The organism is Biomaibacter sp. TOL (genome assembly GCF_059717795.1).
This window is the reverse complement of record NZ_AP046092.1, coordinates 3,034,761-3,060,736: the sequence shown is the minus strand read 5'-3', so window position 1 is coordinate 3,060,736 and position 25,976 is coordinate 3,034,761. Positions and strand designations below refer to the sequence as shown.

Here is a 25,976-nt window from a genome sequence, read left to right as displayed (position 1 = left end):
TATAGATTGATTAATATGAAACGTCACCTTTCGAAAATTCATTCTTGTTTGTGCCACATTTTACGGCATGGACAATATATTATAGTGTGGAACTTAGTGTAGAAAGTCGCTCTTCTGCCAGAAATGACTCACTTTTTGTCTTTTTACATATGCGGTTTTGTCGTTGGACCAGAAGCCATGCTCAATTTGCCTTTTTCAAAATGTTCCAGCGCCTCTTTTACGCTCATAGAATGGGCTGTATATACTTCTATTCCGGATTCCGTCAATACCCTCATGGCGTTTGGACCCACGTTCCCGGTTATAAGGGCGGAAATCCCCTTATCTACTATGAACTGCGCCACCTGAACACCCGTGCCGTGGGCGCCGCTCGCATATTCATTTTCCACGGCTTCAAATTCTTTTGTATCAGAATCCGCAAAAATAAAAAACCTGCAGCGGCCGAATCTTTCGTCCACCATGGAATCCAGATCTTTGCCTGCGGCTGTAACAGCAACTTTCATAAGTTAAATCCCTCGCTTTTTTAATTTAGGGCTTCCATACTTTTATGAAAATGCCCCCTCTTTTCCGACGGAGAAAATTTAGATATTTGGCTCAAAATATGTTATAAATATGTTATAATTATAATAATATAATATACAGCTAAATTTTAAATATCTTTTTGTTTAATTGTTTGTAAAGATGTGGCAGGGCAGGCTGCTACCTGCCTCTGCCAATGAGCCTGATTTTTCTTAATCCTGGCCTTTTTCTTCATCAGGGCCTTCTTTTTTTGCCCTTTTGAGCTCTTCCAATCGCGCTTCTATTTCTTTTAGCTGCTCCTTTAAGATTTTGGCCTCCTGAGAAAGGGCTTCTGCCTCATACTTTTGTTCATCCTCGACGGCAGGATATACCGCCGCAGGGTCAAAAGGGTAATATCCCCTTGCCCAAAACGGCAGTCCAGTGGCATAGTAGCGCCACCTCCATCCCCGGCCGGCACCAAGCCCGAGGCCACGGCCATAACCTATCGCTCTTCTCCAGAATCTCCCGACAGGGTTCATATAGCCCGGTACCGGAAAACCGGCGCAGAAACCGGCGGCTCTGCCGGTCATGGGGCCAAGCCCCAGGGGGCCCGTTCCATCGCCTCTTGGCATGTTTTTCACCTCCTTTCGAAGAATCTCAATTTGAGTCTAAAATACTAAGTTAGCTGCCGAAGGCGCCGGCCATCTCCGGCAGTCAAGTGGCTTTTTATTTATCTCTTTTTAAGACGTTCCAGATCCCTTACCCATTCTGCCATACCTTTTATTTCATCGCTATTGTACATTTCTATGCTGCCGCTATCGCACAACTCGGCAAGTTTGTAATCTAATGGCAGGGAACCCAGATATGGGATTTGCACCTGCTCTGCAGCTTCCTTTCCGCGGCTTTCACCGAATACTTTTATCTTCTCGCCACACTTTGGGCAAACCAGGTAGCTGTAATTTTCCACAAGGCCCAATACCGGAACTCCCATCATTCTTGTCATATTTATTGCCTTCTTTACCACCATCACAACCAGATCCTGAGGTGATGAGACAATAATCAATCCGTCCACAGGCAAAGACTGCATGACGGTAAGCGGTGCATCACCGGTGCCCGGAGGAAGGTCAATGAGCAAAAAGTCAAGGTCTCCCCAGATCACATCGGTCCAGAACTGCTTTATCGCGTTTGCAATAAGAGGACCTCTCCATATGACAGGGTCATCTTCATTTTCCAGCAACAGGTTCAGCGACATTATCCGAATTCCCGATGAGCTTTCGGGCGGCATTAATCCAAAACCTATACTCTCAGGGCGTTTTTTTACACCGAACATCCTGGGTATACTGGGGCCGGTAATATCGGCATCAAGGATGCCCACTTTATACCCTTCCCTTTGCAGGCTTACAGCCAAAAGCCCGGTGACCGTGGACTTGCCCACCCCGCCTTTCCCGCTCATTATCGCTATAACGTTTTTTATGCGGTTTAATTCGCCTGCAGGGATTTTGTCTACTCCCGGGGCAGTATGGGTTGTTTCCTCTCCATCTTTTTTAGTTGCGGCTTCATTTTGATTCATTCAAATACACCCTTTCTTTTATAATTATTTAGGATATTCGAACCGCAGATACAGCATTCAGCATATGGCAAAAATGTCACGGTACATTCTAAATTAATAAAAGCTATTTTCGATTTCTAAGTGTAACAATTTGCCAGTTGCTATTTTATTTTAGCTTTATCAATACAGTTTTTGCAGTATCCAAAATACCAACATGATCTGGTCGTTATTGTAAAATCTTTTATGACATCATTTTCTGCATCTGATGAGGATGAGTCCTTTTGTAAAGGCATTTCGAAAATCTTACCGCATCCCAGGCACACATAATGGCAATGAGCGTTATTATCTTCCTCCAGTAACTCATACCTGGCAGGCTCATTTGGTAGATTAAATTTTTGTAGGATACCTTCTGTACAAAATAGTTCTAAAGTCCGGTATACGGTTGCCAATCCTATAGTTGGCATAACTTTTTTCGATATCAAATAAATCTCTTCTGCCGTAAGATGTTTCTTTCCACTGTTTGCAATAACTGAAAATACGGTCTTGCGCTGAGGCGTCCATTGCCATGTTTTCCCTTGTATTTTTTCTGCAACAACAGATTTCATCATTCTTTCACTGCCTTTTATCCCAGGTTTAATCTAAATAACCAAACGGCCCTCTTTGGCGGTGGCCATGGCACCATCCCCGGCGATTTCCTGCTGGTGAAAACTGATATTTCCCACCTTCTATTCTAATGGCCTTTCCTTTTACGAGGGCCTCGGCCACTTTGCTGCGGGCTGAATTTATTATCCTGAAGAAGGTGGGCCTGGAAATGCCCATCCTCTCGGCACATTCTTCCTGCTCCAGCCCCTCCAGATCCTTTAATCGAATGGCTTCCAGCTCTTCAACCGTCAGGATAACTTCTTCCAGCTGCCGGAGCGGTACTCCCGCAGGCTTAAAATATGTTATGTCGGGCAAAAACTCCACTCTGCGCCATTTCGGTGGTCTTGGCACTTTTTCTCTCCTCTCTTGTTATGGTCACTTGTTCATAACTCTTTGATTTTATTATAATACTATTATGAACTTATGTCAACAATAATATTCTTTATATTATTGACATATGACCAATATAGTATTATATTGATAATGAACATTATAAATTTCATAAATAATTCGAGGGGGCAAAATTATGTATACCGATAAGGTGCTCGATCATTTTTTCAATCCCAGAAATGTGGGTGAAATTCCCGATGCGGATGGTATAGGGCAATACGGCGACCCTTCATGCGGCGATTTTTTAAGGGTTTATATAAAGGTAAAAGATGGGCGTTTAGTAGATGTTAAATTTCTCATTCAAGGCTGTCCTGCCGCTATTGCCACCAGCAGCATCATGACGGAGCTTGCCATAGGCAAAACCCTGGAGGAAGCGTTAGAAATTACGGATGACGATATCCCGGAGGCCATCGGCGCTCTTCCGGAAGAAAAAACTCATTGTTCCAATTTGGGGGCCGGAGCTCTTCATCTTGCCATAGAGGATTATTTAGATACTCATCCGGATAACTAATTGTAGTTATTTTCGCTATCTTCAGTTTGATAATTTTCTCATATAAAATGTCTCATTTCGGTATTCAAATTTTATCAGTTTCTGTTCATCAATCAGCTTATTGATGACATCCCAGTCACAATTACATTTTTGTAATAGTTGCTCAATCGCAGGTTTTTTCATGGGATGCACTGCTGTTATATTCAGCAAATCTTCTTCGATACTTCCTGTTGAAGAAAATTCATTTCCTTCATAGCCTATCAGATATTCTGAGCTTATACCCTTCTGCTTAAAAATCTGATAGGCAATATTTATTTTATATTCTTCCGGGGGAAGAACCTTTTTTTCTGCAGGGGGTCTTGTGGGTATAGAAATATATGCCTTATCGGGTTTTAATTTAGCTAAAACTTTTGCTATTTTTTCTAATTCTTGCTCGCTGTCGTTTATTCCTTTCACAAGCATTGTTTCTGTAGCAAGAAACCCTTCATAATTTTCGGAAAAACGCATCATGCCGTCGAAAATATCATCATGGCATAATTTTCTATAGGGCCTGTCAATCTTATGCCATATTTCATCGGTTGCGGCATCTACTTTTAAAGAAACCCAATCAGCTTTTGATAGTTCTTTTCTCACATCCTCCCGCCATATCAACGACGAATTAGTTATGACGGCTATTTTTAAGCCCAGAGGCTTCAAAGCTTCAATTTCATTTCCAATGTTTACATCCAGGGTCGGCTCGCCATCGGAAACAAATGTGAGATAATCTATTTTCTCACCTCTCTCTTTTAATTCCTCAATCTTTTCCCTTACTTCTTTTGCGATATCTTCCACATTATAATAGGCTTTTCTTTCTATCTGCATTTTTAAAGTTCTCCCCAACTGACAATAAACACAGGCATAGCTGCAGATTTTTGGAGGAATGTTGTTTATTCCAACACTTCTTCCCAACCGTCTTGATGGAACAGGCCCGAATACTATCAATGTTTTTCTCTCCCTTATTGACATTTTATAACTGTATCCATAATATTAACGCCGAGCTCTTTCGCTATTACCGGGCATTTTGCCATTAACATGAAACATATACCGCTATTTTCGCTCAAACCTTCAAAATTTCCCTGACCTTTGGAAATCACCAGATCGTGCTGCCTGATCCACTCTTTTACATCATCATCCCGCCGGTTAGGCCCAGTACATTCTTGGCCGTTTCCCAGCCTATAAAAAACCACATTGGGGAGTTTATTTATCCCGACCTCATGTGCATCATCCATCATGGCATCATTGATTATAGGACCGCCCTTTACTACGAATGAAATATATTTAAAAGGTTTTTCCCTTGCTTCTAACATTTCTTCAATAAATATCTTATCCAATACTATTTCTCCAGCATTGTCCGCAAAATACAGAAGGCTCTGGGACGACATAATCTTCTTCAGCAATATATCAAAATTATCAATAGCCGGTTTTTTATTCAATACCTCTTCTATGGTTTTTTCCAGATCAAACTCGAACGCCGGACCAAAATCTATGATATTCCCGGCTATAGCAAGATTTACAGCAATGTAAAGCCGATCTTTTTTTCGAACTTTTTTCAATTCCATTTTCAGTTTAGAATACAGTTCCAGTGCCGTTTCATTGCTCTTTTTTTTAATTTCTTTATATGGGTCTGCTATTCCTGTCTCTCCCCGGACTAAATTGTATACTTTATGGGCAATTTCATCCGGTGTAAGTTCCCAGCCGATGTTATATAAAAGATACATGACTTTTTTTAATATCTTTGCCCGCAATTGATTATCCAGATCCTTTGTCGCATATAAGGCCTGTTTTTGAAAGCACGGTATGCAGTCTAAATATAGTTTCATTTAATTTAACTCCTTTCATGGTTCTCAGGTGAGTTTATTATCCTAACTTCATCTCCCACTTTAACTCTGCCGCTTTTTATCACCCGACAGAAGATGCCTTTGTCAACCAACAGAGCCATGCCATGAAAGGAAAACGTATGGTTCTCTGCCCCGTGCTTGCCTATCTCAATCACTTCTATCTCACTTTCTCCCAACTGCAAATGAGTACCTGTCTTTACATTTGTCAGGTCAATTCCCTGTACAGTTATATTTTCCGCAAAATCCCCGGGTCTTATATCAATATGTTGTTTTTTAGCCATTTCTTCAATTTGTTCGGCCATAAGCAAGCTTACTTGGCGTTCTGAACCTGCATGAGCATCTCCGACCAACCCATAGTCTTTTAGCAGATAGCCTTTCTCAATATTCTTTTTGCTTGTACCTCGGGTGGAGCTAACGCAAACACCTGATATTTTACCGGTTATCAATCTAAGCAGCCTCCTATTCTAAGTTCAGGCCTTCAGCCAAAACTGGCTGAAGGCCTGAACTTAATTATTCATTTTGCCATTTTCTATAAATTCTCCTTAAGCAGTTTTATTATATCTTCCTTATCCGGCACTGACCCCGCAATTTTTAGCTTACCATCAATGACCAGAGCAGGAGTGTCCGTAATACCCTTTTTAATTGTAGCAATCTTGTCAAAAATTGGAATTACTTCTGCTTCAACCCCTAGCTCATCCACTGCTTTTTTGGCATTTTCCAAAGTCTTTTTGCATTTGGCGCAACCGCCTCCATAGACTTCAATCTTCATAATTTTTATTTCTCCTTTCAATTAGTTTTTTTATTTGAAAACTATAATATTACAACCGTGTTGAGATAAACCAACCCTGCAATTGCAGCTACGATAATTGACAGTACCGCATATCTTATAACCAAATTCCATCCTACAATTTTTGAGACACCCATCATAGAAGGTATTGATGCCATTGGAGCACCTATCAGGAAAGCAAGAGCTGCAGCCGGTTCCATTCCTAACTTCAGCATGGCTTTTATTAAGAACACTTCAACTAAAGTAGGAGTATACGTAGGGACACCAATAACCGCACCTAAAACCACTCCCAATGTTCCTTTAAGATAATGAGCAACTAACTGAGGTGGTAAATAAGCTTCAATAAAACTTACTACAAAAACTCCTGCGAATAAATATGGAATGACCTTTTTCGCAAGGTCCCAGGCTTCTAATAATGCTTTCCATGATTTTTCTTCAAAACTCTTTTTTACAATATTATCTGCAGTCATCTTCTCTATCCCTGAAAACTGCTCCTCTACTTTTTTTCCAATTTGGGTCTTAGAAAGTATCCAGCCAATTAAAATTGCACCGACAAATGAAAAAACAAATCTAAAGACAGCAATTCTCCAAGAAATTATTTCCCATGTAAAAATTAAAGCAAGAATATTTGCAGCAGGAGCCATTAGCAAAAATGTTAAAGCAGGGCCGATACCTGATCCGGAGATAAGCAAACCTCCAAAAATAGGAATCATGGCACATGAACATACGGTCAACAAAGGTGCGGCCAATGCAGCCAAGAAATACGAGCTTATATTTTTGCTAGCCATATACTTGGTCATTTTATCCCTGGGTACAAATCCGCTGATTATGCCTCCAAGCATGAAAGCAAACAATAAAGCTCCCCATGCCCGTGTGCAATAACTGTATATATACACAAAAGGAATTTGCCAGAAAGCAAAATCTCTTAAATTACCGTATTGATAAACAGGAAAAAGGGGATGATTTGTAAATCTTGGATATATTACAGTTAACAAACCTAATGTAAATAATGTCCACGGGACTAATATTTTATATGCATTAATTTGCTTATCTTTGTTATCAAAAATATTCACATTTTCGTTTTCATGCACTTTTATCGCCTCCAAAATCATTTAACTTTACTTTTTAAAGACTATATAATTAAAAATCTAAATTTGCTTTAAAACAATATTTGTTTTATGTCCCATGCCACTTGCAAGTACATCTCTTTTTTTTCATTTTTTCTCACCTTGAAAGTTTCATTTAACGGTCATTTGTTCATAACTTGCAGATAATATTATATTATTGTTGTGAACATATGTCAATAATAATTATTTTAAAATTTGTGATAAAATGTTGGAAACCCTTGACTGAAACGGCAGCTCGTGCTATAATGAAAATGAATTGCACAGACATTCTGAAAGGGAGGCTTTGTGCCAACCTCGAGGAAATGGCTTATTATTCTGAAACCGTGGAGTAATTCTGAGGTTGAGGAGGTTAAACATCATAAGCTTATTGCTTAACCTCCGGTTATTAAAAAAAAGGAGGTTTTTTTAATGAGTGAGGTCAAAGACTTTATCAATGACGAGGAAATCGAAAGGCTTTTAAAAGAAGCCGAACATCCAGAACCTGCGGAGATTCGTGAAATTCTCGCCAAATCCCAGGAAAAAGTCCGGTTAGAACCCAGGGAAACGGCAAAACTGTTGCAGGTAGAAGATCCGGATTTGCTGCAGGAAATGTTTTCACTGGCAAGAAAGGTGAAGGAAGAAATTTACGGAAACAGGATTGTATTTTTTGCTCCGCTTTATGTTGGGAATAAATGCATTAACAATTGTCTTTACTGTGGTTTTAGGCGGGATAATAAATCCATTGAACGAAAGACTCTAACTGATGATGAATTGAGGGAAGAAGTCAGAATACTGGAAAGCAAAGGCCATAAAAGGTTAATACTGGTCTATGGCGAACATCCCGATTATGATGCGGATTTTATAGCCCACACCATAAGGGTGGTTTATGATACCAAGGTGGGCAGAGGCGAGATCCGCCGGGTAAATATCAATGCTTCCCCCATGACGGTGGAAGGTTATAAAAAATTACACGAAGCAGGGATAGGAACATTTCAGATATTCCAGGAGACATACCATCATGAAACCTATAAAAAACTCCATCCTAAGGGAGACATAAAGAGCGACTATCAGTGGAGACTTTACGGCCTTGACAGGGCTATGGAAGCAGGCATAGACGACGTGGGTATTGGAGCACTTTTCGGGCTTTACGATTGGAAGTTCGAAGTCATGGGGCTACTCTATCATACGATCCATCTGGAAAAAACTTTTGGCGGCATAGGACCGCATACAATCTCCTTCCCGCGCCTGGAACCGGCGCTGGATACGCCATTTATACAAAATGCGAAGTATAAGGTGTCGAATGATGATTTCAAAAAACTGGTAGCCATAATCCGCCTTTCGGTCCCCTATACAGGCATGATTTTGACAGCCAGGGAAAGCCCGGAGATAAGAAGAGAGGTTATCCCTCTTGGAGTTTCCCAGATAGATGCAGGCTCCAGGATTGGCATAGGCGGCTATGCAGAAGCGGAAAAAGGGTATATCCCCGAAAGGGAACAATTCCATCTGGGGGATATAAGGTCTCTGGACGAAGTGATTCGAGAAGTTTGCAGCATGGACTGTATTCCATCCTTCTGTACGGCTGGTTATAGGTCCGGCAGGACCGGGGAACACTTTATGTCCCTTGCAAAACCGGGTTTCGTTCAAAAATATTGTATGCCCAATGCCGTATTGACCTTTAAAGAATATCTACTGGACTATGCCTCAGAAGAGACGAAAATTGCAGGAGAAAAGGCTATTGAAAATCAACTGAAAGCCTTTGAAAAGGAAAGCCCTGAGAGAAGGCAATTTATACAAAAGAAATTGGACCTCATAGAGCAGGGCCAGCGTGATGTATATGTTTAGAGCTGATTTTAAGGAGCTGTTGAGGCAAAATCTGAAAGACGCCTTGGATGCCCCCAACTTAAAGAGTTCTTTGCAAAAAATGGCCGAGGCGGTCTCCAAATTTTATCCCGGCACAAAAATATGGTTTGCCCGGCGCTTTGGGAAACGATGGGCGTATATAGCGGGAGCTGGAAAAGAAACGTATAATCCACCGGAAAAAATAATTTATCTTGACGATTATGCTGTGTTTTTACAAAATTTTACAGCCATATCTCCTGAAGAAAAAGCAGCTCTATTAGATCTATTCAGACTTGTTACCATTGTTCAGGATACCCATGGCGAATTTCCGGCAGCCGACAGCGGTGTTGCGCCTAGATTCTGTTTTATGTCATGAGATTTAATGGACCTTTATAATATATAGACCACCGGACGGGAACATTCTTTGTCCCGACCCAGTGGTCTATATTTTTTAAGCCTCAGTTGACGGTTGCAGTTATTTTCCCATGTTCTCAGGAAAAAGTTTGGTTTTGTAATAACCCTTCGAAAGGTAAATGGCAGCTAACGGATTATGACCCAGCACTCTATCCTTAACCGCCAGGACTGTAATCGGTGCCTCTGAATACTTTATGAAAAGCGAATCATGCCCGACACAAAGGCCTAAAATTATGTTTAAATCGGTTCCGGCTTTATTTAAGAAAAACGCCTGGCCAATAGGGTTGCACATTGGTTCATAAGTATTCGGATGTACTTTTTCATTTTCTCTTATATTTATAGTTTCTTTAGGAATACTACAGTTTTTGCAAGCAATCGAATTAACCTCAAATCCGTTGGCGGTCAGTATTTCAGCTACTATTTTAGCTTCCTGGCTAAGACCTATACAGAATGCTATTCCTAAGTTTCTAAATCCGCATTTCCTGGAAAAGTCCATAATCTCTTCTATTCTTGTTTTTTTGCAGTAACCCTCGCTTTCAACCAATGCCGAAGAATAAGCTAATTTAAGATTTCCATCTTCGAAATACTTTTTTAATATTTCATCCTTCTCATTTTCAAGGCACGGACAGTTTTTAGGAGCTTTTGACATATCGCCGGTTCTGCATGAATGAATGGCACATTGGGCACAGGAATACATTTTCTCCACTCCTTCGTGTTATATTAATGATTTTCCCCATCTTTTGTTAAATACAAATACACAGACACATTTTTATACAGACGATTATTACCAACAGCAACCTGACAAGATTATAATAACATTATAATATTATTATGGACATATGTCAATAATAATTATCCTGAAAAAATAATCTTTTCAGTAAATCAATATCTACAGGTAATTGACTTACACCCATAGGAGTGTTATTATATATTTGGATATAATGAGCATATGACCATAATATGCCGGGATTATATCTATCAGGCCGGAAATTAAAAAAAGAAAGGGTTACTTTAATGAAATTAAAAGCTACGGTTCTTTGTGAAAATTACGTGACTAGCAATGTCGGCGCCATAGCCGAACACGGATGGTCCATATTTCTGGAAACCAACCATGGCAATTTTCTTTTTGATACAGGGCAGGGCAAAGCAATTATCAACAATGCGCGAATTTTTAAAATCAACCTGTCAACGATTAAAGGCATTATACTCAGCCATCATCACTATGATCATACGGGAGGTCTTCTGGACGTCCTGTCGGTTACGGGGCCGGTGGATGTATATGCTCATCCCGAACTTTTTAAAGAAAGTTTCTCCATCAGAAATAAAAAAGTAATACATATCGGGCTTCCCTTTTCCCGTTCAGTCCTGGAAAATAGAGGTGCTCGTTTCCACTTCAATACGGCCTGGCAGGAGATTGTGCCAGGATTATCGCTGACAGGAGAGGTGCCCAGAAAGACCGATTTCGAAAAGGGAGATAAAGATCTTGTAATTAACACAGACAACGGTTTTGAGCGGGATCCTATTATGGATGACCAATCATTAGTCATTGAAACCGAAAAGGGTCTTTTTATCATACTCGGTTGTGCACATGCAGGCATAATAAATATTATCAACCACGCCATTGAGCGAACTGGCCAAAATCATATTTGCACCATTATCGGCGGGACCCATCTGGGGGCAGTAAGTGAAGAACAGCAAGAAAAAAGCATCAAGGCTTTAAAGGAATTTGATATCGAACACATTGGAGTTTCCCATTGCACAGGATTAAAAGCCTCGATGCGCCTGGCACAGGAATTCGGGGAAAGATTTTTCTTCTGCAATGTGGGAACTGTGATAGAGTCTTAAAAATATTATGATATGTCTTGTTGTTATGTGGCTATTTTAATGTTACAATATGTCTACATGGAGTGGAGCATGTAGGCATTCGTAAATATAGCCCTCAACAATGCTTTTGGGCCGGTTGAGGGCTTATCCATAACTTTATATTAACGGCAGAATCAAGTTTTAAACTGAAATCAGGTTTAGAATCTGGTTCAATATGCCTCCTATCAGTATGGCGCCGAAAATTTCTATAAAAACAATCAATACGGTCTTCATCCACCCAACTGTCTTTTTTAGCGCTGCGATCGTGGCAATACACGGTATATAAATCATGGTTATTATTCCAAAAACCAGCATCTGCTGCGGCGTCAGGACGGCGGCGGCCGATGTTGCTCCGGAAAGAGTAAGAAGCATTATGAGAGTCAGTTCCTTTCGGAGCAATCCGAATATCAGGACAATGCCTGCCACCGAAGGTAGCCCCAGCCATCCTTCAACGACAGGGTCTGTAAGGGCGGTTATATATTTGAATACATTCAGGGCTTTTAATATTTCAAGCGCAAGGCTTCCAGTGACTATAATTGGAAGCGCCACATACAAGAAATCCTTAATCCTGAACCACGTCTGCTTTAATGTGGGTTTCAAGGCCGGCATCCTGTAGTCCGGAAGTTCCATGATGAGGTCGTACGCTTTGCCCGGAACCATTTTATCTGCAAAAAATGCTGCCGTATAGACAATTAAAACATCCAGAGCAAAGACCAAAAGCGCATACTGAGGCCCCATAAAGACGCCTATGGTGCCCAGGATGATTACCAGCCTGGCCGAACACGGCACAAGAGTAGACATAAACGATGCAATAAATATTTCTCTGTCGGTTTCGAGAATTTTCGCCCCGAGCACTGCCGGCACATTGCAGCCTAATCCCATGAGTATTGGAATAAGGGCTTTGCCGTGCAGCCCCACCTTATGCATTATTTTATCCATTAAAAATGCTATTCTTGCAAGGTATCCCGAATTCTCAAGTATTGCAAGAAAAATATAAAACGGCAATATATACGGCAGCACAATTGTGACCGCAGAGACAAATCCTTCAATTATTCCGGCCCACAAAATATCTTTATAAATGCCGGAAATGTTTGCATTGTACACGAGCGGCCTGAACCGTTCGAAAAAGTCTGAAAGCACCCCCGAAAAATATTCTCCAAACTTGAATATGCCGTAGAATGACAAAAATATAATAAATGCCATCAATACATATCCCCACAGTTTATCCATTGCCACATTGTCTATCAAATCATTGAATATGATTTTATTTAAAATTCTTTTTGTGCTATTTTCCGCAATACGTGAGGCAATCCTGTATCGGTCCGATGTCACTATGGTTGAAAGAGGTTGGTCAAATTTCTTCTGCAACGTTGCAATTTCAGTTTGAATTTCCATGTATGCCCTGTCTTTACCGGCTTCTCTTTTTATTTTTTCTTCTACATATTTGTCCTGCTCTATCAGTTTCAATGAGAGCCATAGGGGATGATACGATTTTAAAACATCGATATTCTGCCTAAACAATATATTGCAGATTTTCTTTACTGCATCATTAATTTCTTCCCTATATTTAAGCAATTTTTCCTTACCGATATCGTAAGTTCCCATATCGGCGGCATTCCTGGCCGAATCCGCAACTTCCAAAGCCGTGCTCAACAATGCGTCAAGCCCTTTTCCTCTTGTAGCGACAGTTTTCACGACGGGTATGCCTAGCATTTCAGAAAGCTTTTTGGCATCTATTTCAATCCCCTTATTGCGCGCAAAATCAATCTGATTTAAAGCCAGCACCATGGGGACATGTAATTCCAATAGCTGAATGGTAAGAAACAGATTCCTCTCAAGATTCGACGCATCTACAACGTTTATAACGACATCCGGTTTCTCGAATGCTATAAACTCCATTGAAATAATTTCTTCCTGCGAATAGGCAGAAAGCGAATAAATTCCTGGCAGGTCAATGATTCTTACAATCCTGCCCTTAAATTTTAATATGCCTTCAGCTCTTTCGACCGTTTTGCCGGGCCAATTGCCGATTATCTGGTTTAAACCGGTAAGGTGATTGAATATCACACTTTTGCCTACATTAGCGTTGCCTGCCAGCGCTATTACGATCTCTTCCTTCATAAATTTTAGCCCCTTCTACATTGCAATTTGAATAACTTTAAATAATCCTTATATATATTTTTGAAGCAAGGCCAGCACCTATTATCAGGCGTGAATTTCTCACCCCGATTTCGATCGGGCCTTTCAATGCGCCTTTTCTCAAAACCTTTATCCTCGTTTCCGGCACAAGGCCCATCTCATTGAGCCTCTGTGTCGCTGCCCTGCCTGCTCTTATAACCGCAATCTCCCCCTCATCGCCTTCTTTTAAAGATGTAAGCTGAACATAGCCGTTATTGCGGACATCATTTATATCTTTATGCATAAGTGAATAATTTTCACTTTTTTGCTTTACATCCGAATCCATGCATATACACCTCCCCGTAATTGAAAACAATTATCAATGTTCTCAATAAAATTGTAACACTCATTATCGTTTTTTGTCAAATAATCGTTTTCATATTATGCTTAAAAAAGTTTTATAAAACCCGCTTACAAAAAAGGCCTGCGCTCATTTTCATAGGAGTCGCAGACCACTGACTATTGCTAACTATATCTAACTATATATAGACCTTATTTCATTTTTTATCCTTAAAATTTGTCCCGCACGCCTTTCCGCATCCGGGGCATCCGGAACATCCCGAGTTTCTGAACTGCAATGAAAAGCGGCGTATCAGAAAGATACCCGCCAAAGAAATAATTCCAATTAAAAACACCATTTTCATTATTTTTTTCCTCCATGCACCGTATTTATCAAATTCATCATTTTAATCAACTAAAACCCAAAAGCCTGCCTGCCTGAAAAACCAATACCGCCAAGAGCCATCCCAGCACCAGGCTGTAGCCGATGGCAAAGGCCGTCCACTTCCATGAATTGGTTTCCCTCTTTATAGCGCCGATGGTGGCCACACACGGGATATATAGCAAAGTCATAACCATAAATGCATAGGCTGAAAGAGGTGTAAAATGCTGGCGGATTACTTCTACAAGGCCTGCCTCTTCCACGCCGTATACTACAGCCAGTGTTCCGACCACCACTTCTTTTGCCAGAATTCCGAAAATGAGCGATGCCGCAGCCTGCCATGTGCCAAACCCAGCGGGCGAAAGTACCGGTGCTATCATAGCTCCCAGCCTGCCGATTAAACTTTCACTGCTGGCATATTCTACCCCAAGGGGCAGGTTTGAAAGGGCCCATATTAGCACAACCACCGAAAAAATTATTGTTCCTGCCTTTTTTATAAAGGAACTTCCCCTTTCCCACATATGAATAAATAAACCTTTTAAAGTAGGTACACGATACGGTGGAAGCTCCATCACAAAATGCGATGTCTCGCCTTTGAAAAGGTATTTCTTGAAGATCTTGCCCATAATTATGGCAAGAACTATTCCTAATAAATACAATGAAAATATTACCCAGCCCTGATATTCTGCAAAAAATGCCCCGGTAAACAATACATATACTGGAAGCCTTGCCGAACATGACATAAACGGATTTATCAATATTGTAATCAATCTATCCTGTTTATTTTCCAGCGTCCTGGTAGCCATAATGCCGGGAACATTGCAACCAAAACCGATCAACAGGGGTATGAAGGATTTGCCATGCAGGCCTAGTGCGTGCATCAATCTGTCCATGACATAAGCTGCGCGGGCCATGTATCCGCTGTCTTCCAGGATCGATATGGCAAGAAACAGCAGGAATATGGGCGGGATGAACACCAGCACAGACCCTACTCCTCCTATGACGCCGTCGACCAATAAAGAGACGACCAGATCGGGAGCGCCAATGTTTTCTGCGACGCCTGATACTATATCGCTCAGACCCTCAAACAGCGTTTCAACCCATCCTATCATAGGATCGCCAAGTTTGAATGTAAATTGAAATACAGACCACATGGCAAAAAGAAATATGGGAATGCCCAGATAGCGGTTTGTCACGACTCTATCGATTTTGTCAGACAGAGTATATCTCTGTTCCGCGGTCTGATACTTCCTGACAAATTCCTTTTCTAAGCCTGATATAAAGCCGTATCTTCTATCCGCTATGATTGTCTCGGCATCCTCGCCGGAAATCTCCATTAAATGGCTTTTGCTTTTTTCAAGTTGATCTGACACATGTTTTATAAAATTGTCTTTATTTATTTCTTCTAAAATACGCTTGTCTTCTTCAAGCAGCTTGACTGCCAGCCACCGCGGCGGATACTTATTTGCGATTTCCGGGTAAACATATATAATCGATTCAATTTTTGCTATTTCTTCTTCTATATCCCGACCGTAATTTATTCTGAAACTGCTTTTTGCTGCTTTTTTAGAGGCTGAAATTGCCTTTTCTATCAATTCCTTGATGCCTTCATTTTTTGTGGCTACGGTGACAGCTACCGGCACATCCAGTAAAGCCGATAATCTGGCCGCATCAATTTCTATCTTTTTGGCCCTGGCTTCGTCAAACATATTTAATGCCAGCACCACATTCGCGTGCATTTCCAGAAGTTGAACGGTCAAGTATAGATTTCTCTCCAGATTGGTGGAATCTATCACATTTATGACCACATCGGGGCTTTCTTTTAAAATATAGTCACGCGTTATGACCTCATCTTCGGAATATGCGCCAAGGCTGTACGTGCCCGGCAGGTCAATCACTCGAACGGCCGTGCCGTCGAAATCCAGCCTGCCTTCCTTTTTTTCAACCGTCACTCCCGGCCAGTTTCCCACATGCTGTCTCGCCCCAGTCAATGCATTAAATAAACTGGTCTTGCCTGAATTGGGATTCCCCACCAGAGCAACGACAATTTCCTTTTCTTTTTTAACGGTGTTCAGATTTTCCATCAATCTTCCCCCTTATAGTTAGGTTAGCCTAACATATGCTTAAAATTTTTTAAGCCTCCTGTACAATCACTTTCTGAGCCATCCCGTGGCCCAAAACCATACGGCTTTCTTCCAGCGCTACAATGAGCGGGCCGTTTTCGTTCGCGATGACTCTAACGGTCGCTCCTCTGTTAAAACCCATTTCAATTAATCTCCTGCGCATGCATTCCCCTCCGATTATATCTTTTATTACGACCCTTCTCCCTGCGGGCACCAGCCCCAGCGGCAATACAGCTCCGGTATCAGATATCATCTCGCATCACCTCGACAAAAATGCTTGAAGCCTCGTTCTTCCTCAGGGTCAGATGGTACCCCCGAACCCTTATTTCCATCGGGTCTCCAAGAGGTGCTATACCTTCCACGAAGATTTCCGTGCCGGGCACGATGCCCATATCCATGATGCGGCGGCGGATTAGGTCTTTTGCGGCAACCCTTATGACTTTTGCCCTGGCGCCTGGAGTAAGTTCGCTCAATGCCTTTGCATTAATGACCTCCACATTCTCCATCTCCTTTTCAATTATATTTTTTTCATTAAGCTCGGTTTCAAGAAATTCCACCAGCTTTCCCATTGTTACCTGGCTTATCACATGTTCCATGAGGCATGCGTCCTTTTCTGCGATTCGGGGGTCTACTTTTAATACTTCGATGAGAAACTTTTTTAAAATGCGGTGTCTTGTTCGAATTTTTTCCGCCTCTTTCTTTCCCATGGGTGTCAGTTCTATGGGGCCATACTTTTCATGTTTCAGCAGCTTCAACGATGCGAGAGTGCTCACTGCCTGAGTCACGCTGGCCTTTGCCATGTTCAATCTTTCTGCCAGGTCCGTGATTCTTACCGTATCGTTTTTTTCCGAAAGATTCAATATTACCTCAAGGTAATCTTCCAGTGCCGGTGAGATAGAAATTGCTTCGCTCATCATCTCATCTCCATGTTAGGTTAGGCTAACTTTGTGATTGATATTCATTCTCATTGCTTTAATTAAATATTATAGTAAAAAAACAATTTTGTCAATAAAAAAATGATATAAAAAAGACCGGCTACATATAATCCTGTGCCTATGGTGAAAGTAGAAATAACAAACATAAGTTTTTAATATCCGATATGCTCCTGAGACCAGGTCTTTTTCATTCAGTCAAAGCCTTTTTAAGGTTTTCGAGATTTTCCTGCATAATTGAAAAATAATCCTCACCGGCCTTTATTTCTTCAGATGTAAGCCCGCCTATGGGGTTTAATACCAGGGTTTTGGCCCCCACCTCCCGGGCAAGGCTTTCGGAAAGTTTTGGGCTTACCAGGGTTTCAAAGAAAATGTATTTTATATTCTTTTGCCGGCACACTTCGATCAGCTCTGCCATTTTCTTAGGTGAAGGTTCCTCCTGAGGCGAAAGCCCTGAAATTGGTATCTGTACCAAACCGTACCTTTTTGCCATATAGCCAAATGCCGCATGGGATGTAATAAACTCTTTTCTCTTCAGGTTTGCCAGGTTTTCTCGATAGCTTTTGTCCAGTTCATCCAGTTTTGCCAGCAGTTCATTGAAGTTTTCTTCATAATAGGATTTGTTGTTGGCATCTGCGGCAGCCACCGCATCATATATACGGCGGGCTATTTCTTTAGAAAGGATGGGATCCAGCCAGATGTGAGGGTCATGATTTTCTATAAGGCCTTTTCCCGCTTCCACTACAGTTATCCCCTTATCCCTTAGCTGGCCTTCCAGCTTTTGGGCCCAGGGTTCCATGACATCTCCAAGAAATACGAATACCCTGGCATCATAAATCCCGGCTATTTGCTTTGGGGAAGGTTCATAATCATGGGGTTCCACTCCTGCCGGTATAATGTTCTCTACCTGCGCTCTGTCCCCTACTATCTTTTTAGTAAAATCATACAGCGGATAAAAGGTAGTATAAATGACATGACGACTTGAATCAACTTTGGCAGGAGCATAATCGGCTCTTTTTGCAGCACAACCGGCCACTGTAAAAATCAGGGAAAAAATTGCAATGAATACTAACGCTTTTTTAAACCTTTTCATAAGGACCTCCTAATTGCAAATTATTTGCATTTGCTTTTAATATCATTATATATAATTTCCATCCGGTGTCAATAGTATGCAAAAAAGCCGCCCCGTCTTCAAAACTTGAAAACGGGGCTTATTTTTCCAATGTAAACTAATCAATTATGCTTCATCCATAAAGGGATATCTGTATTCCATTGGCGGAGTAAAAGTTTCACTTATTGTCCGCACGCTCGTCCACCGCAATAAATTTATTTTACTGCCTGCTTTGTCGTTTGTTCCGGAAGCTCTGCTACCTCCGAAAGGTTGTTGCCCTATCACTGCTCCCGTGGGCTTGTTGTTTATATAAAAGTTGCCAGCTGCATGACATAGCCTCCGCTCCATTTTAATTATTGCACTCCTATCCCGCGCGAAGATGGAACCAGTAAGACCGTAGGGCGAAGTGGTATCACATAGTTCCAGAATCTCGTCAAGTTCATCATCTTTATAGACATATATTGTAAGGACCGGCCCGAAAATCTCTTCTTGCATGGTTTTAAACTTCGGGTTTGTGGTAAGTATAACCGTCGGCTCTATAAAAAACCCTTTGCTGTCGTCGCACCCGCCGCCGCAGATGATTTCAGCATCCGAAGAGTTCTGGGCAAAATTGATATAGGATTTAATTGAATTAAAAGCATTATGATCGATGACAGCACTCATGAAGTTGGTGAAATCTTCCACATCCCCCATCTTTATGTTGGATATATCCTGAATCAGCTTTTCCTTCACCGCAGGCCAGATGCTTTCTGGAATATACGCTCTCGAAGCTGCGGAACACTTCTGACCCTGATATTCAAAAGCACCTCTTATTAAGGCCGTCACCAACGCTTCAATGTCCGCAGAATTATGGGCAAATACGAAGTCTTTGCCGCCGGTCTCCCCGACAATTCTCGGATAACCCCTGTATCTTCTGATATTTGCGGCCACAGTTCCCCACATGCTGCGAAAAACTTCCGTAGAGCCGGTGAAGTTTATTCCCGCAAGCCATTCATTGCTCATAGCCGGGGCACCCACCTCCTCTCCCGAACCCGGTATGAAATTTATAACTCCATCGGGCAGGCCGGCTTCCTGCAACATTTTCATAAGATAATATCCAGAATAAACCGCCGTAGATGCGGGCTTCCACAAAACCACATTGCCCATCATTGCCGGTGCGGTTATCAGATTGCATGCTATTGCGGTAAAATTGAAAGGAGTCACTGCAAAAACATACCCTTCCAGAGGCCTGTACTCCATCCTGTTCCAGGCATTTTGTGATGGAAACGGCTGCTCGCCATATATTTGGGTCATATAATAAACATTGAATCTCAAATAGTCTATCAATTCACACGCAGAATCTATTTCCGCCTGGTAAACGGTCTTGCTCTGGTTCAGCATTGTGGCGCCGTTGAGAACAGGCCGCCATGGTCCTGAGGCCATTTCCGCCGCCTTCAGGAATATTGAGGCTCTATATTCCCATGGCATATTTTCCCATTCGCTTTTGGCCTTCAGGGCCGCATCAATTGCCATTTGAATTTCTCTTTTCCCGGCTTTATGATAGGTAGCCAGCACATGGTGCCTATCATGGGGAATGATGCATTTCCCTGTATTTCCGGTCCTGATTTCCTTGCCTCCAATGATAAGGGGGATTTCAATTTCTTCCGATCTCATCCTTTTTAGTTGCTTTTTTAAGACTGCTTTTTCATCACTTCCGGGTGCATAATTTAAAGTCCGCTCATTTTGAGGCCTTTCCAGTTTAAAAATGCCGTTTGCCATTTAAAAATACCTCCTTTTTTTAAGATAAAAAATCCGCCCTGTGGAAATCACAAGGGCGGACTACTCTTTTCCCAAATGTTATCCGCACTCTCTTCTTTCCACACCGGGAGGCGCAACCGTTTCCAGCTACACCCTATCGGTCTTAGAACCCTGGACTGAATCTGTAGGTTGAAAGACTCGAAGAGACTGAAACAGATGACAAATATTTAATTTTTTTAATTTTATTTTAATATACTGAGTGTACCATGTCAAGCGTTTTTTAATGGCAGCCGCCGCAGGTGCTGCAGCTGCCGCCGCTGCAACCTCCGGAGTCCGAGGAAGTTGACCCGCTCCCGCTAATATACATAAATCCGGTAAAGCGCTGGCTGGCCGTTCCTCCACATTCGGGACAGCGGACTTTGTCTTTGTCTTTTATAGAAACAAAATCGCTGAACCTGTGTCCGCACAGATTGCATTTAAAATCAAAGGTCGGCATATAAATCCCTTCCTTAACTATTTATATCATTAATCGCCAAATAAGCCAAATAAAAATACTTATAAAAATTCATCCTACTTCATATTGTATTCTTTAAAAGCTTTTTCCATCTCGCGCTCGGCATCTTTCCGTTTTATGTCTTCCCGGCGGTCGTAAAGGGTTTTTCCTTTTGCCACAGCCAGTTCAACCTTCACAAGACCCCGCTCGTTAAGGTAGACCCTCAGCGGAATCAAAGTTACACCTTTTTCCTTCACAAGGCCGAAGAGGCGGTTTATTTCCCGCCGGTGCATGAGGAGCTTTCTGGTGCGCAAAGGGTCTTTATTGAAGATATTGCCCTTTTCGTAAGGGCTGATGTGCATGTTGTAAAGAAGCAGCTCTCCCTTTTCCACCCCGGCGTAGCTATCCTTCAGGTTGCCCTTCCCCGCCCTTAGAGATTTTACTTCAGTCCCGGAAAGAGCAATACCAGCCTCATATGTTTCCAATATATGATAATCGTGCCGGGCTTTCCTATTTGTCACCAGATCCCTGGACTTTTTCTCCACTGCCATACCTCCGCTTATATTGACTGTCAAAAAATCTTTCATTCTTCCGCCATCGCCATTAAAGCAGCATAGGGCTGTTCACCAGTTGCCGAATATGTGCGATGGTTTTGGGTTCTTGTTTAAAAGATTTCCCATTAATTATATCATAGATTTTATGCCGCCGCAAAAGATTTACATTTGTTCGCTCAGGATTTTCCGGTAAACCTCATTTTGCCTGGCTTTGCTGGAAAAAGCCAGCTCAAAAACGTATATAATATATAACCTTAGCGTTGGGAAATTTGGTTCTGATTTGAGGTGAAATATATATTGCTACAATGACCCTATGACCTCAGAGATGCCTCTGGCCTTGATGCGCTTCAATGGGCTTATGACGGAAAGGGCCGTCACGAGCAGGGTGAGAATCCATATCAAGATGATCTGGGCCAAAGGAAATCTCCAGACGATGCGAAACGATGAAAGCAAATCCGCAATGAGTGCTCTCTGCAGCATGACTCCCAAAACGCACCCGGCGAGGCATCCGGTCAGGCTGTACGTTGCCGCTTCCGCCAAAATCATTTTATCCATTTGGGCACCCGACATGCCGACAGCCCGCATGACCCCCAGATACCTGGTCTTTGACGCGACGCTGGTATTCATGGTGTTGATGATGTTCAGAATACTGATTAAAGCAATGACCGCCACAAAACCGTATACAAAAACCGCCATTGTAAGAAAAGCCTGGTCAAGCTCGGCATTTTTCTGGCGCGCATCATGGAGCGTTATGGAACTGTCCAGCATGCCTTTTATTTCTTTCACCGTTTGCTCCTGATTTCTCTTTTTAAGCTGTATATCTATTATCTGGTACGGTGATTCTCCGGCCAGCTCCGTGAACAGTTTTTCCGTTACGATAAAAGTTGCAAGGTTCAGCCTGGAATCATTGAAGGGCACCGAACGCAGCCTGCCCATTACGGTCAATTCTCTAATCCCGGCAGGGGTTTTAATATAAACCTTATCACCAAGCTGCAGGTTAACGGTATTTATTGTGATACCTTTTCTTACATTGGTCATAACCGCTATGATGCCGTTTCGGGCATTCAGCTTATCTTCATCGAGGGTGCCGTCGATCAAGTCCCGTTTTGCCCAGTTCAATTGATTCCTGTCATAGGAGATGAGCCAGGAGTTTTCAGGAGGAACAAAAAGGCCGTTATCTTGTATCTTGATTTCTCCCACCTGCTTTTTATATGCCTCGGTCAATCTTGCCACATCAAAGGCAGCCTCCACATAGGCAAACCTTCTGCCGTACGCTTTCTTGACCCCATCCATATCCGACAGCTTTTTATACAGATTGCCGCTTATACCCTGTTCTGACGTCAGAGAAATATCAGGAGTGTATGGTTTAGTGGTTTTCATGCCCGCATGCATAAAATCTACGAATACTTGAAATCCCAAAAACAAAATGATACTGATCGCAATGGAACAGGACATCAAAAAAAGTGTCTTCTTTTTCATGACGGCGTTATTTATCCCCATGGCGATCTCCACACGGAACACTTTGGTCAGAAGGCCGCGTTTTTTGCTTCTGGATATTTTTATGTCGCCTCTTCCGGTCACAGCATTGATAGGAGATACCATCGCGGCTTTCTTGGCCGGCAGGAAAGAAGCTATGGATACGGTCAGAAATCCCGTGGCAATTCCCGCCCCGATTCCTGAGACGCTGATATTAAACAACGGCATTCCGGCAAAAAGGCTGCTGTTATAAAACTTCAATATGGCCGAGCATACAAAAGCAACGATTATGCCCGAAACTACACCGATAGGAATGGCCCTCAGCGTTATGGCAAGCCCTTCTCTTTGCACAAGTTTTCTGATCTGATCCCGTGACGCGCCGATGCACCTTAAAAGCCCAAACTGCCTAACCCTTTCCATGACTGAAATATTGAAGGTATTATATATCATCATGACGCCGGCGATCAGGACTATCAAAAACAGGATGGCTCCTGTCGTATAAATTCCGACAGCCGCCTTGTGCTTGCTCTGCCCTATGACTGCGAGAAGGCGTTCGTTGCGCTCAATCCTGCCATCGGCTATCTTTAATGTGTCTTTTATTTCCTTTTCTGCATTTAATATCTTTACCCCGCGTTTAAATAAAATTATGTATGATAATTCTGCCTCGGGCTTCACCATAGCAGCGCCATCAATAGACATCAATACTCCCGGAACGGCCTTGGCCTTCATATTGGCCAGGTCATTGTATATTCCGCTGACTTTAAACTCTCTTTCCACATTGTCCGGTGAGGAAATCCTGACGGTGTCGTTTATTTTCACATTCAGGCGATGGCTTTCAACCGCCCACTGTTCCAGCATTATTTCATTTTCAGCCGAAGGGTATTTACCGGCAATCACCTTTATATTTAGATTGTCCGCAAGATTTTCGTCAAGGGCACCCACTGCACATCTTACGCCATTTATATTTGCCTGTCCAAGTTCTATCCACCTTCCGGCCTCTTCCACATCGATCCGGCTTGCAATGGCCTGCATTTCTTGAGCGGAGGCGTCTTTAATCAAAAGGTGGTAATTCCCATAATCATGGATCACCTGTATTTTTTCAAACCGCAGGAACACGTCCAGCATGGAGAAGATACCGGTCACAAGAGCCACGGACAGGGCAACACTGATGATGGCAAGGCCGGTCCTCTTTTTATGGGCAGCCATGTATTTGGGGACAAGGGCAAGATAATTCCTCATTTTCCCTTACCTCCCAGTTCGGTTACAATACCATCCTCCACATTGAATATCCTGTCCGCAAGGGCAGCGAAATTCGGGTTGTGAGTAATCATAATGAGGGTCTGTTTATACTTTTCAACGGACAGCTTCATCAGATTTACTATCTCTCTGCTGTTTTTGCTGTCAAGGTTTCCTGTGGGCTCATCCGCCAGAATAATCGCCGGTCTGCTTGCCAGTGCCCGACCTATGGCAACCCGCTGCTGCTGCCCTCCCGACAACTGGTTGGGAAGGTGGTGTTTCCTGTCCGAAAGGCCCAGCAAATCCAGCAGCTCATTAATGTACTGCTGGTCCGGCTTCCTGTAGTCCAGCAACAGCGGCAGAATTATGTTTTCCTCAACATTTAATTCAGGGACCAGGTTGTATGCCTGAAAAACAAAGCCTATGCTGCGCCTTCGGAAAACCGACAGATCCTCTTCTTTCATTGCGAATACATCCCGGCCGTCTATGAACACCCTGCCGGATGTCGGAGTGTCCAACGCGCCGATCAGATTAAGAAGTGTGGTTTTCCCCGAACCCGACGGGCCGACGACTAAAACAAATTCGCCTTTTGAGACGGAGAAGGATACATTTTGCAGAGCAATCACCCTTGTTTCACCTTCTCCGTACGTTTTTGACAAGCTTTCGACTCTAAGTATTTCCATTCTTCCACCTCAGCTTACTATTTGGATTTTATCCAATAACAAGCATAGAATATCACCGAAACCTTACAATATTATGAATTAAATCTTACTGTTTTGTAAGCCTGGGCAGATGAACGGTGAATGCGGAGCCTTTTTGAAGTTCGCTTTCGACGGATATAAAGCCTCCATGCATCTCAATTATTGTTTTTGCCAGGGCAAGGCCTATACCTGCGCCCTGCGTATTTTGTGAAAACCTGCTTCGATAAAATCTTTTAAAGATATGGTTTAGATCATCCGGATGTATGCCTTCGCCGTTATCCCGCACGGTTATCTTTACCATCAAAGGTGTTTCCTCAATGAGCGCCGAAATATGGCCTCCTGCTGCAGTATGCTCCACGGCGTTCTTTATAAGGTTGCTGAGGGCTTCGAGCATCCACTCTCTGTCGCAGGGATAATAAACTTTTCCGCCGGCCTCCAGCTCAAAGGTTTTTCCTTCTCTTGCGAGCCTGGTTTCAAAGCTTTCAGCCGCCTGCTTTATAATGTCATTTAAAATATGGTTACCTTTATTGAGTTCAATAATTCCCGCATCCAATTTGGCCATCTTTAAAAGATTGGCTATCAGGGTTTGCATGCGGCAAAGCTCCTTTTCGCTTTTATTTAAAAAGCTTATTATGGCTTCATTTTCGACATTTTCATCTTTCATAATTTCGTTATACATCATAAGTGCCGATAGAGGAGTCTTTAGTTGATGTGACACATTTTCCAGGATATCCTTCAGGAAGGTCCTGTCATGTTTTTCTTTTTCGATGTGGGCGTGCAGCGCCGAAGTCATGTTATTTATGGATGCCGCCAGTCTTGACAGGCTTCCTTCTTCCGTATCCTCAAGCCTTGTCTCAATTTGTCCCTTCATTATTCTGTTTATATCCTCATTATACCCGTCTATTTTTTTATAATGGGCTGCCAAAAACAGATAAATCGGAAGCAATATTGCGGCACCCATAAAAAAGGAAAAGATGAAATTTGTTGTCATATTCGATTTATAAAACGCGTTTGCCCTGGGTATCAAATGAATTTGCACACTGTTTATATAACCTGCCCTTTCAAGCAGCTTTCTGCCTTTGTCAAGATCGGTCCCCGTTTTGGCCGATGTGAAAATGGCCGGAATCTGAGAAGCCATTTCAGGATACTTCTGGCTTAAGAACCCCGCAAGCTCATAGTCGTGCTGTATCAATTCATTTTTAAAGCGGACGGCATACACATAACCAATTAGCTGGGCCAGCATGAATCCCAGAAGCAAAACCGATATTATAAGTATTAAAAATTTTTTTGCGCTTTTATTTATCAGAAGGGCCATGGCAAAC

Annotated in this window: 28 protein-coding genes and 1 riboswitch; of the genes, 4 read left to right on the top strand and 24 right to left on the bottom strand. The window is 42.3% G+C overall.

Annotation, left to right across the window (positions count from 1 at the left end; translation table 11 throughout):
* Positions 1–143: 143 nt before the first annotated feature.
* The 5 genes from AC6I1H_RS15100 to AC6I1H_RS15080 form a co-directional block, all read right to left on the bottom strand.
* Positions 144–500, bottom strand: a complete 357-nt coding sequence (locus AC6I1H_RS15100; RefSeq protein WP_497738351.1) for a NifB/NifX family molybdenum-iron cluster-binding protein — start codon at positions 498–500, stop codon at positions 144–146.
* A 228-nt stretch (positions 501–728) separates the two neighbouring features.
* Complete coding sequence (locus tag AC6I1H_RS15095) at positions 729–1,127, bottom strand: DUF5320 domain-containing protein (RefSeq protein ID WP_497738350.1); 399 nt, start codon at positions 1,125–1,127, stop codon at positions 729–731.
* 98 nt (positions 1,128–1,225) lie between these two features.
* Complete coding sequence (locus AC6I1H_RS15090; RefSeq protein WP_497738349.1) at positions 1,226–2,065, bottom strand: P-loop NTPase; 840 nt, start codon at positions 2,063–2,065, stop codon at positions 1,226–1,228.
* A 140-nt stretch (positions 2,066–2,205) separates the two neighbouring features.
* Positions 2,206–2,652, bottom strand: a complete 447-nt coding sequence (locus AC6I1H_RS15085; RefSeq protein ID WP_497738348.1) for a Fur family transcriptional regulator — start codon at positions 2,650–2,652, stop codon at positions 2,206–2,208.
* 25 nt (positions 2,653–2,677) lie between these two features.
* Complete coding sequence (locus AC6I1H_RS15080; protein ID WP_497738347.1) at positions 2,678–3,037, bottom strand: DUF134 domain-containing protein; 360 nt, start codon at positions 3,035–3,037, stop codon at positions 2,678–2,680.
* A 175-nt stretch (positions 3,038–3,212) separates the two neighbouring features.
* On the opposite strand from AC6I1H_RS15080, the gene AC6I1H_RS15075 reads away from it, so the two are divergent.
* A complete protein-coding gene (locus AC6I1H_RS15075; protein ID WP_497738346.1) occupies positions 3,213–3,587 on the top strand; it encodes an iron-sulfur cluster assembly scaffold protein in 375 nt (124 codons plus the stop codon).
* A gap of 21 nt (positions 3,588–3,608) precedes the next feature.
* Here AC6I1H_RS15075 and AC6I1H_RS15070 read toward each other — a convergent pair whose 3' ends face one another.
* The 5 genes from AC6I1H_RS15070 to AC6I1H_RS15050 all read right to left on the bottom strand — a co-directional run bounded on the left by AC6I1H_RS15070 (position 3,609) and on the right by AC6I1H_RS15050 (position 7,321).
* Positions 3,609–4,547, bottom strand: a complete 939-nt coding sequence (locus AC6I1H_RS15070) for a radical SAM protein (protein ID WP_497738345.1) — start codon at positions 4,545–4,547, stop codon at positions 3,609–3,611.
* 14 nt (positions 4,548–4,561) lie between these two features.
* Positions 4,562–5,425 carry a damage-control phosphatase ARMT1 family protein gene (locus AC6I1H_RS15065; protein WP_497738344.1) on the bottom strand — a complete coding sequence of 288 codons (864 nt, stop codon included), beginning with the start codon at positions 5,423–5,425 and terminating at the stop codon, positions 4,562–4,564.
* Between the two features lie 5 nt (positions 5,426–5,430).
* Positions 5,431–5,889 carry an MOSC domain-containing protein gene (locus AC6I1H_RS15060; protein ID WP_497738343.1) on the bottom strand — a complete coding sequence of 153 codons (459 nt, stop codon included), beginning with the start codon at positions 5,887–5,889 and terminating at the stop codon, positions 5,431–5,433.
* 83 nt (positions 5,890–5,972) lie between these two features.
* Positions 5,973–6,212: a thioredoxin family protein gene (locus AC6I1H_RS15055; RefSeq protein ID WP_497738342.1), complete on the bottom strand. Its 240-nt coding sequence runs from the start codon at positions 6,210–6,212 to the stop codon at positions 5,973–5,975.
* Between the two features lie 41 nt (positions 6,213–6,253).
* Positions 6,254–7,321 (bottom strand): permease, encoded by a 1,068-nt coding sequence (locus AC6I1H_RS15050; RefSeq protein WP_497738341.1) that lies wholly within the window; start codon positions 7,319–7,321, stop codon positions 6,254–6,256.
* A gap of 444 nt (positions 7,322–7,765) precedes the next feature.
* Here AC6I1H_RS15050 and hydG point away from each other — a divergent pair, with 444 nt between their 5' ends.
* Together hydG and AC6I1H_RS15040 are read left to right on the top strand one after the other, a co-directional pair.
* Positions 7,766–9,178: a [FeFe] hydrogenase H-cluster radical SAM maturase HydG gene (gene hydG / locus AC6I1H_RS15045; RefSeq protein WP_497738340.1), complete on the top strand. Its 1,413-nt coding sequence runs from the start codon at positions 7,766–7,768 to the stop codon at positions 9,176–9,178.
* A complete protein-coding gene (locus AC6I1H_RS15040) occupies positions 9,165–9,551 on the top strand; it encodes a hypothetical protein (protein WP_497738339.1) in 387 nt (128 codons plus the stop codon). The genes hydG and AC6I1H_RS15040 overlap by 14 nt, the downstream gene beginning before the upstream one ends.
* A 99-nt stretch (positions 9,552–9,650) precedes the next feature.
* On the opposite strand, the gene AC6I1H_RS15035 is transcribed toward AC6I1H_RS15040, so the two are convergent.
* Positions 9,651–10,286: a DUF1847 domain-containing protein gene (locus AC6I1H_RS15035; protein WP_497738338.1), complete on the bottom strand. Its 636-nt coding sequence runs from the start codon at positions 10,284–10,286 to the stop codon at positions 9,651–9,653.
* 317 nt (positions 10,287–10,603) lie between these two features.
* On the opposite strand from AC6I1H_RS15035, the gene AC6I1H_RS15030 reads away from it, so the two are divergent.
* Positions 10,604–11,434: an MBL fold metallo-hydrolase gene (locus AC6I1H_RS15030; protein WP_497738337.1), complete on the top strand. Its 831-nt coding sequence runs from the start codon at positions 10,604–10,606 to the stop codon at positions 11,432–11,434.
* Positions 11,435–11,593: 159 nt separating this feature from the next.
* On the opposite strand, the gene feoB (AC6I1H_RS15025) is transcribed toward AC6I1H_RS15030, so the two are convergent.
* The 13 genes from feoB (AC6I1H_RS15025) to AC6I1H_RS14965 all read right to left on the bottom strand — a co-directional run bounded on the left by feoB (AC6I1H_RS15025) (position 11,594) and on the right by AC6I1H_RS14965 (position 25,969).
* A complete protein-coding gene (feoB, locus tag AC6I1H_RS15025; protein WP_497738336.1) occupies positions 11,594–13,573 on the bottom strand; it encodes a ferrous iron transport protein B in 1,980 nt (659 codons plus the stop codon).
* A gap of 37 nt (positions 13,574–13,610) precedes the next feature.
* Entirely contained in the window at positions 13,611–13,916 is a 306-nt protein-coding gene (locus AC6I1H_RS15020; protein WP_497738335.1) for a FeoA family protein, read from the bottom strand.
* A 211-nt stretch (positions 13,917–14,127) separates the two neighbouring features.
* Positions 14,128–14,274 (bottom strand): hypothetical protein, encoded by a 147-nt coding sequence (locus AC6I1H_RS15015; RefSeq protein ID WP_497738334.1) that lies wholly within the window; start codon positions 14,272–14,274, stop codon positions 14,128–14,130.
* A gap of 46 nt (positions 14,275–14,320) precedes the next feature.
* Complete coding sequence (gene feoB, locus AC6I1H_RS15010) at positions 14,321–16,375, bottom strand: ferrous iron transport protein B (protein WP_497738333.1); 2,055 nt, start codon at positions 16,373–16,375, stop codon at positions 14,321–14,323.
* Positions 16,376–16,424: 49 nt separating this feature from the next.
* On the bottom strand, positions 16,425–16,667 hold the full coding sequence (locus AC6I1H_RS15005) for a FeoA family protein (RefSeq protein ID WP_497738332.1): 243 nt from the start codon (positions 16,665–16,667) through the stop codon (positions 16,425–16,427).
* A complete protein-coding gene (locus AC6I1H_RS15000) occupies positions 16,657–17,328 on the bottom strand; it encodes a metal-dependent transcriptional regulator (RefSeq protein WP_497738331.1) in 672 nt (223 codons plus the stop codon). Before AC6I1H_RS15000 ends, AC6I1H_RS15005 begins: the two co-directional genes overlap by 11 nt.
* A gap of 208 nt (positions 17,329–17,536) precedes the next feature.
* Entirely contained in the window at positions 17,537–18,439 is a 903-nt protein-coding gene (locus AC6I1H_RS14995; protein ID WP_497738330.1) for a metal ABC transporter substrate-binding protein, read from the bottom strand.
* A gap of 144 nt (positions 18,440–18,583) precedes the next feature.
* A complete protein-coding gene (gene pruA, locus AC6I1H_RS14990) occupies positions 18,584–20,215 on the bottom strand; it encodes an L-glutamate gamma-semialdehyde dehydrogenase (RefSeq protein ID WP_497738329.1) in 1,632 nt (543 codons plus the stop codon).
* Positions 20,216–20,290: 75 nt separating this feature from the next.
* Positions 20,291–20,407, bottom strand: a riboswitch (molybdenum cofactor riboswitch).
* A gap of 67 nt (positions 20,408–20,474) precedes the next feature.
* Positions 20,475–20,690, bottom strand: coding sequence for an FmdB family zinc ribbon protein (locus tag AC6I1H_RS14985; protein WP_497738328.1), 216 nt, complete (start codon positions 20,688–20,690; stop codon positions 20,475–20,477).
* A 74-nt stretch (positions 20,691–20,764) separates the two neighbouring features.
* The gene (smpB, locus tag AC6I1H_RS14980; protein ID WP_497740821.1) at positions 20,765–21,238 is read right to left on the bottom strand and encodes an SsrA-binding protein SmpB; all 474 of its coding nucleotides are present in this window, start codon (positions 21,236–21,238) and stop codon (positions 20,765–20,767) included.
* Positions 21,239–21,541: 303 nt separating this feature from the next.
* Positions 21,542–23,956: an ABC transporter permease gene (locus AC6I1H_RS14975; protein ID WP_497738327.1), complete on the bottom strand. Its 2,415-nt coding sequence runs from the start codon at positions 23,954–23,956 to the stop codon at positions 21,542–21,544.
* Complete coding sequence (locus tag AC6I1H_RS14970) at positions 23,953–24,636, bottom strand: ABC transporter ATP-binding protein (protein WP_497738326.1); 684 nt, start codon at positions 24,634–24,636, stop codon at positions 23,953–23,955. Before AC6I1H_RS14970 ends, AC6I1H_RS14975 begins: the two co-directional genes overlap by 4 nt.
* An 85-nt stretch (positions 24,637–24,721) precedes the next feature.
* Positions 24,722–25,969, bottom strand: coding sequence for a sensor histidine kinase (locus AC6I1H_RS14965; RefSeq protein WP_497738325.1), 1,248 nt, complete (start codon positions 25,967–25,969; stop codon positions 24,722–24,724).
* Positions 25,970–25,976: the final 7 nt, after the last annotated feature.